This is a genomic window from Sulfurovum sp., from assembly GCF_049668085.1.
GTDB lineage: Bacteria > Campylobacterota > Campylobacteria > Campylobacterales > Sulfurovaceae > Sulfurovum.
Map to the genome: position 1 here is coordinate 1 of NZ_JBATIY010000090.1, position 7,046 is coordinate 7,046.

The following is a 7,046-nucleotide window of genomic DNA, read 5'->3' on the forward strand; positions in this document are numbered from 1 at the left end:
AGATGATACTTTCATAAAGATAGAAGAGGGCTTTAAAGCTAAAGAACCATTACCCTCTTGTCCATTTTGTGGGGCTATGGCAAGACCAAATATATTGATGTTTGGTGATTACAGCTGGGAGGATGCACGTACTGATGACCAAAGAGTAAGATTAGGACTATGGATAAATAAATTGGAAAAAGAAGGTGCAAAACTTGCCATTGTTGAGATGGGAGCTGGCACAGCTGTGCCAACTGTAAGGAACACGTCAGAGCAGATAGCCTTGAGGTTTAATATACCTCTGATACGTATCAACCCAAGAGAAAGCTTCGGTGCTCAGATAGAACTACCAATGGGAGCAGTTGAAGCGCTCAATAGGATCATCTAATATATGCGTTGCTACTCTTGTTCAAAATTAAATTTTAATATCATCTGTAAAACATGTATAGAACATCTGTTTGTTCCTACTGTAAGTACACGAAAAATAGGGACATTGGATGTCATTAGTTTCTTCAAATACTCCACTCTTGAAGCACTGCTTCACAGCAAGCATAAACCTGAAGGTTATCGTATCTACAAAGCGTTAGCCAATATGACGATGAAGCCGTTCATAGAAGAATTTGTAGAGTCTGATGAGAGAGATGTTTACATCGTTGGTATAGATGAGTATGTTAAAAGCGGTTATGCTCATGTGGCACTTCTGACACGTGCCATGAAGACTAAGACATCCATACCACAACACAGTGCACTAATGGCTCAAAACAGAGTGATCTATTCGGGTAAAAGTTTACAGTTCCGTTTGGAGGACCCCAGAAAGTTTGTCTATAAGGGAAAGTCTAACATAGACGTTATACTTGTAGATGACATTATTACTACAGGTATTACATTGCAAGAGGCACAAAAAGTACTCATATCTCATGGTGTGAATGTCCTTTTCGCATTGACATTGGCTGATGTGGAAGAATCATAATATATCTTACATATGAATACATTTTGTAAACTTCTTATATACTATAGATATCACTTTAAAGGATCGGTATTAGTAAATGGGACATTCTGAAAATTTTATCTCTAGAATCATGTCAATAGAAGCACAACTTGAAACCTATGAAGAGTCTGGTGCACTTAATGCACAAAAAAAAGTACTTCAGAAGTTGCTTGTTGAAGTAGAGAATATGAAAAATGAATATTTAAAAGGGGAGGATGAAACATTTCCGGATAAGATAAAACGATTTCTTGGATTTAAAATAAAAGAGCCAGATAATGAATTAATGCCTATGATAGAGGAATTAATTCATAGAATCGTAGAGGAAAATAGAAAAGCCGGTAATTTATTTAGATCTTCTTGACTCTTTTTTAATGTGCTTGTAGTTAATCAACAAAGAGTCAATTTTTAAAGATATAGGTAAATGTGTTGGTATTGTTTTTTGAGTGTGCACAGTAGTCTATATTATTTTTCTCACAAATCATTTTTACCATATTTAATCCCAACCCCAAGCTTCTCTTCGCGCCCTGGTTTTCAGTATAATTCTTCTCAAAAAGCTTAGTGACATTATGGATATCATTCCCTTTTGAGATAAATTGTAAGATCACTCCTGGATTGCTTTTTCTTTCTAATACGATCTCTATCTCACTTTTGTCATTACTATGCTTAATGGCATTGGATATATTGTTGTCGATAAGTCTCTCTAATTCTGTATCATTCATAGATATTTTTAAGCCATTATCGACATTTGTAGATATAACTTTTTTATTCGCCTGAGCAATCACTTCAAAGAAATCAATTCTCTCATTAAGAAAATCACTTAGGTCGATCTCAACTGGTTTGTACTCTATCGTATCATTCGAGATGATATAGGAAAGGTCCTCATAAGAGTTGGAGAGCATGTTTATGGCTGAATTAATCTGTGTAATGTAGGAAGAAACGTCTTTATCAGTTTTCATTTCTATGAGTGATGAGTTGGTCATGATAACGGATAATGGTGTGCGTATCTGATGTACCATATCGGCGATGAAGATTTTGTTTTCATCTAAAAGAAGTTGATTGTGTTCTATTTGATCCTGGAGTTTTAAATGTAAGGATTCAAGCTCTTTTTTTGCGATATATTCTTCTGTTTTATCTTCAATGATACCGACTCCCCCAATTATAGTATTCTCAACACTTTTAAAAGGAAAACTAGTCGTCTTTACCCAAAAATCACTATCGTTTAAAGATCTATAAGGTCCCAAATAGGATTGAGATCCTTGCACAAGTGTATTTTTAAATATATTCAATACCTCTAAACTATTAAGAGATTCAAGATTCATTCCTGGTATCGTGTTGTTTGGATATTTCAGCATTTTGTGTAAATGTTTATTGGCATCTAAAACATTTAAATTTGTATCATAAGAAAACATTCCAAGTGGGGCTTCAGAAAATAAGTTTTGCAGTAGATTTTTTTGCTTTTTTAATTCGGTTACTTTTTTCTGTTCAATATAGTTATTGAATATCATGGCTATTTGGGATAAGAAAAATAAGATCATGAGTATAGCAAGTATATTAGATACCGATGTATTTATAATGAATAAAGAAGCTATCAAAGGTAACATAATAAGACTGATATAGACTATAGCAATGCGAAAATCTGAAGCCAATGAAGTTGTAGCACCTGCAGACAGACCCAATAAGGATGCAAGTACAAAAAGTTGATGATATTCATTGAGGTAATGTATATATGCAAAACCAAGGGTAGAAACCAAAATTCCGGTTATAAAAGCAAATATCATGAATTTCTTATGCCATATTTCAAGCGTATGCATTTGAGGTTTTTTTCTATAAAGATATGCATTATAGAGTCTAAACAATAAAAATGAAACCAGTGTACCACACCAAATAAGGATACTGTATGTGAGTTCAGAATGTAAGAACGACGTGATGAGTAGGGTAAAGATTATGGCGGTTAGAAGACTTTTCTCTGAAAGCGTATAGAGTGTACTTACTACAGATGTGTCAATGGGTTGTAATTGTTTTAGTTTGGATAATAGCTGATTATAGTGCATACATATATTATATGTTTTTAATGTCATATTTATGTCACATTTTATCTATAGATGTTTTGAATCAGGTTAGCATTATTCATTTATAAATCATCATGCATGTAACTTGCTATAATGACAGTATGAATACATCAATATACAATATTTCACTTTTAAATCTTTTTTGGGTTATGATCCCCGTTGCTGTAGTCATCGTGATCTATATGCGTTGGACGCAAGACAAAACTACGCTTTTATATGCACTCTTTAGAATGCTAATACAATTAATGTTGATAGGGTATGTTCTTACCTATATATTTGATGCCGAATCTCCATATCTAGTGGTCTCAATACTTTGTGTGATGCTCATAGCTGCAGCGATCATTTCTATGCGTCCGCTTCAAAAACACTATAAATCACTCTACCTTTACGCTTTTATTTCTATTTTCATTGGTGGGGTTTTTACACTGATGATGGTTGTTTTTGGTGTACTTGATCTAGATCCCTGGTATGAACCCAGGTTTCTCATACCTATAGCAGGAATGATCTTTGCAAATTCTATGAACGCGGTGAGTATCTCTGCTGAGAGGTTTGAAAGTGAGATAGGTAGAGAAAATTCTTACATAGATGCCAGAGCCACCTCTTATAAAGCTGCACTTATTCCTATTATCAATGCACTTTTTGCCGTAGGTCTTGTCTCTTTACCAGGAATGATGACAGGGCAGATACTATCTGGTGTTGATCCCTTGATTGCAGTACGGTATCAGATAATGGTGATGCTAATGATACTTGGTTCTGCAGGTATCTCAGTAGCAATTTATTTGATGTTTTTGAAAAAGAATTTTCATTAAAATACATGTTGACCGCGTAAAAAGTTAAAAGCATCATTTTTTTAATTACACGAGACTATTTATATGCAACATCTTTCATTGCCTGTTTTATCCTATAGTTGATAAACCAATGTGCAAATATACTAGAACCGTAATGGAGTATGGCAAAATTAACAATATCATTCATGTATATGTAAGTCTTACCATTTATCTCTTTTCAAGTGTTGATTTATCAATAAATATTAATCAATATTAATATTGCAATATTGCCTAATAAGCTTTTCAATCATCTTTACATCTAAAGGTTTGGTTGCATAGTCATCCATTCCTTCAGACATATATTTCTCTTTGTCTCCGGGGAGTGCATTGGCAGTCAATGCAATAATCGGTATATGTTCTTCTCCATTCTCTTTTTCGTATTCTAAAATACTATGTGTAGACTCAACACCACCCATAACAGGCATTTGAATATCCATAAAGATCAGATCATACCTATTATTTATCCGTTCTTCATACGCTTCTTGCCCATTGGATGTCAATGTTACATTCAAACCGAAATTTTCCAAAACAATTTTAATAAGCTTTTGATTGATAGGGTTGTCTTCTGCAACCAATACATGAATATCCTCTAGGTTTTGACTCTTTTCTACAACTTCAACTTCTTTTTCCTCTACAGCCATAGATGGTATAGTGTCTACTTTCATTGTAATTACAAAGAAGAAAGTGGCCCCTTCTCCCTCTTCACTCTCTACCTCTAATTCTGTACCCATAGCATTCATGATCTTGTTTGAGATCGTTAAACCAAGACCGGTTCCTCCCGATTTTCTCGCTGTACTGGCTGTAGCTTGGGAGTATGCTTCAAAGATCTTTTCTTGTTGTTCTTGCGTTAAACCTATACCCGAATCACTTACAGATACTTTAAAGGTCACTTCATCATTTTCCTGATCGATATACTCAGCTGTCACATCGATCTTTCCACCTTCATCGGTAAACTTCAGTGCATTACTCACCAGATTAATAATAACCTGTGATAACCTCGTAGGGTCTCCAGTGACTTGCCTTGTTATCAATGGATCTGTAAAAACCTTAAGAGCTATCTTTTTCTCTGCAATCTTTGGTTTGAATATGCCAACAGATGCTTCTATTTTTGTAAACAGATCAAAAGGAATACTCTCAAGCTCCATCTTTCCTGCATTCAGCTTCGAGATATCTAGTACATCATTTACGATGACCCTTAGATTGTTGGAGCTTTCTCTGATCAATGAGACAAACTCTTTTTGTTCTTGGGACAATGATGTATCATCAAGAACTTCTGTCAGCCCGATAATGCCGTTCAGGGGAGTACGTATCTCATGTGACATACTCGCAAGAAACAGTTCAGTAGATTTGATCTCATGTTCCAGTATTTCTGCTTTTTCGGAAATAGCCTTAAATTTCTTTTCAAGCAGCCGATACTTCACATCATTATCTACTTCATCATCTATATCTACTTCTGAACTTCTAGTATTGATATTTAAAAGAAAAAGAGAAAGAACCAAAACAATAAAGCCTGTCCCTATAGAGTTTACAAATGTAAAATGGTAATGGTGAAAGCTTAGGAGACCGATAACAAGTGACAAAAGCATACTGAAAATGACTTTATTCTTAAAATTTTGAGGCACGGATTATCCTTCTTAATACAATATATTAAAGTTATTTTACCTAAAAAAGGTGGAAAATGTCTTCGATCAAGTCGATCTTTTAAAATGCATATGCGGTCTACATACATCGCTAAAAATCTTTTGAATTTTAAAGTACAGCTTTTTGAGGAATCAATTCTTCCTCATGACAGTTCGTATATTAATTTTTAGTGCTAACCATATAAAATATATAACTTTCTAAGGTTTACGTTACTGTTTTAGAATTTCTACATCACGCTGTATAGATAAACCTTAATGTGTTTCAATTTTGCATGATGTGTTAGTAGGGAAGCTGATTACACTTCCATAGTAGTTTCCAACATTAACTTCATAATACTTAGAAGCCCTTCATGACCAGTCACATCTTCACAGCTATTAATCGCAGTTATTAACTGTTCATCCGTGATGGGGTTACTTTTTTCAATGTTGGACTGAAATATGCTTAGTTTGGTTTCACATTCCATATCGTTTGCAAAAAGTGGTGATGCTAGTAAAAGTGCTAGGAGTAATGTTTTCATTTTTATGCTGCTTCTGTTTCTGTCAAAGTTTCAGCTAATTCAATAATTCTAGTCAAATCATTTGTCCTGTGTATATTATCTATGCTTTCCCAGTGTTCCTTCTCTGCATACATGATTAAATCTTCTAAGCTTTCTTCTTTCAAGTATTTAAGATAATAATAACGTTCCAGTTTTTCATCTAGTTTTTGATCAATTAATTCATTCTTAGACATTTCTTTTCCTTAACTTGGATATGAGAAATGATACTAAATAAATGTCAGAATAATGTCAAACACCAAAACCATGGACTCATGTAATATCTATCTCGACAGCATACAGAAAGTGCATCGGTTACAAGAAATTGTTAGGCGAGAAATTTATCTGTACAGTATTTTCAACTGGAAAACCATAAATTTCAATCATTAAATCAAATACAGGAAATAAATCATATTTTCTGAATGATATCTACATGGAGTTCTTGATTCCTTCCAGAATAAATTTGACTGCGATGGATGCCAGAATAAGACCCATGATACGTACAGCTATATTGAGCCCTGTACTACCGAGTTTCTGACCGATCCATTTTGAGAGTAACAGAATTGGCCATACTGTTAAGCTCACTGCAATGATGATCCCAACTAGTGTCAGCTTTTCCGCTGCCGTCTCCATCGATGCCGAAAAGACGATGACCATACTGATGGTTCCAGGGCCTGCAAGCAGTGGCATTGCCAACGGAACAACAGAAATATCATCTTTTTCAATCGCTTCATCCTTTTCTTTGGGTGTTGTCTTGATCATCGACCCTTTTGCCTGAAGCATGTTCAAAGCGATCAGGATCAGTAAGATACCGCCGGCAATTTGAAAAGAGTAGATGTCAATGCCGAAAAAACTGAGTATATACTTGCCTGTAAGTGCTGCGATAACAAGGATGATGGCTGTTGCGATGACACTTCGACGTATGATCTTGGTACGCTGTTCATCACTTTGATCGCTCGTAAAAGCTAAAAATAATGGAATCAGTCCAAATGGATCCATGATAGAAAATA

The 7,046-nt window shown here is 34.7% G+C and carries 8 protein-coding genes and 1 pseudogene; 4 read left to right on the top strand and 5 right to left on the bottom strand.

Annotated features, from left to right (window positions below; translation table 11 throughout):
• The 3 genes and pseudogenes from WBM70_RS06165 to WBM70_RS06175 form a co-directional block, all read left to right on the top strand.
• Positions 1-367 (top strand): annotated as a pseudogene (locus tag WBM70_RS06165) (NAD-dependent deacetylase); the annotation flags it as partial.
• Between the two features lie 3 nt (positions 368-370).
• Complete coding sequence (locus WBM70_RS06170; RefSeq protein WP_424557628.1) at positions 371-949, top strand: ComF family protein; 579 nt, start codon at positions 371-373, stop codon at positions 947-949.
• A gap of 76 nt (positions 950-1,025) precedes the next feature.
• Positions 1,026-1,328: a hypothetical protein gene (locus tag WBM70_RS06175; RefSeq protein ID WP_424557629.1), complete on the top strand. Its 303-nt coding sequence runs from the start codon at positions 1,026-1,028 to the stop codon at positions 1,326-1,328.
• Positions 1,329-1,365: 37 nt separating this feature from the next.
• Here WBM70_RS06175 and WBM70_RS06180 read toward each other — a convergent pair whose 3' ends face one another.
• Positions 1,366-3,018, bottom strand: coding sequence for a histidine kinase dimerization/phospho-acceptor domain-containing protein (locus WBM70_RS06180; RefSeq protein ID WP_424557630.1), 1,653 nt, complete (start codon positions 3,016-3,018; stop codon positions 1,366-1,368).
• A 119-nt stretch (positions 3,019-3,137) separates the two neighbouring features.
• On the opposite strand from WBM70_RS06180, the gene WBM70_RS06185 reads away from it, so the two are divergent.
• Entirely contained in the window at positions 3,138-3,845 is a 708-nt protein-coding gene (locus WBM70_RS06185; protein WP_424557631.1) for an ABC transporter permease, read from the top strand.
• 221 nt (positions 3,846-4,066) lie between these two features.
• Here WBM70_RS06185 and WBM70_RS06190 read toward each other — a convergent pair whose 3' ends face one another.
• From WBM70_RS06190 to WBM70_RS06205, 4 genes are all read right to left on the bottom strand, one after another.
• Entirely contained in the window at positions 4,067-5,485 is a 1,419-nt protein-coding gene (locus WBM70_RS06190; RefSeq protein WP_424557632.1) for an ATP-binding protein, read from the bottom strand.
• 314 nt (positions 5,486-5,799) lie between these two features.
• The gene (locus tag WBM70_RS06195) at positions 5,800-6,021 is read right to left on the bottom strand and encodes a hypothetical protein (RefSeq protein ID WP_424557633.1); all 222 of its coding nucleotides are present in this window, start codon (positions 6,019-6,021) and stop codon (positions 5,800-5,802) included.
• A 2-nt stretch (positions 6,022-6,023) separates the two neighbouring features.
• Complete coding sequence (locus WBM70_RS06200; RefSeq protein WP_424557634.1) at positions 6,024-6,233, bottom strand: hypothetical protein; 210 nt, start codon at positions 6,231-6,233, stop codon at positions 6,024-6,026.
• Positions 6,234-6,465: 232 nt separating this feature from the next.
• The coding region (locus WBM70_RS06205; protein ID WP_424557635.1) for a MarC family protein at positions 6,466-7,046 on the bottom strand (581 nt) is incomplete at its 5' end.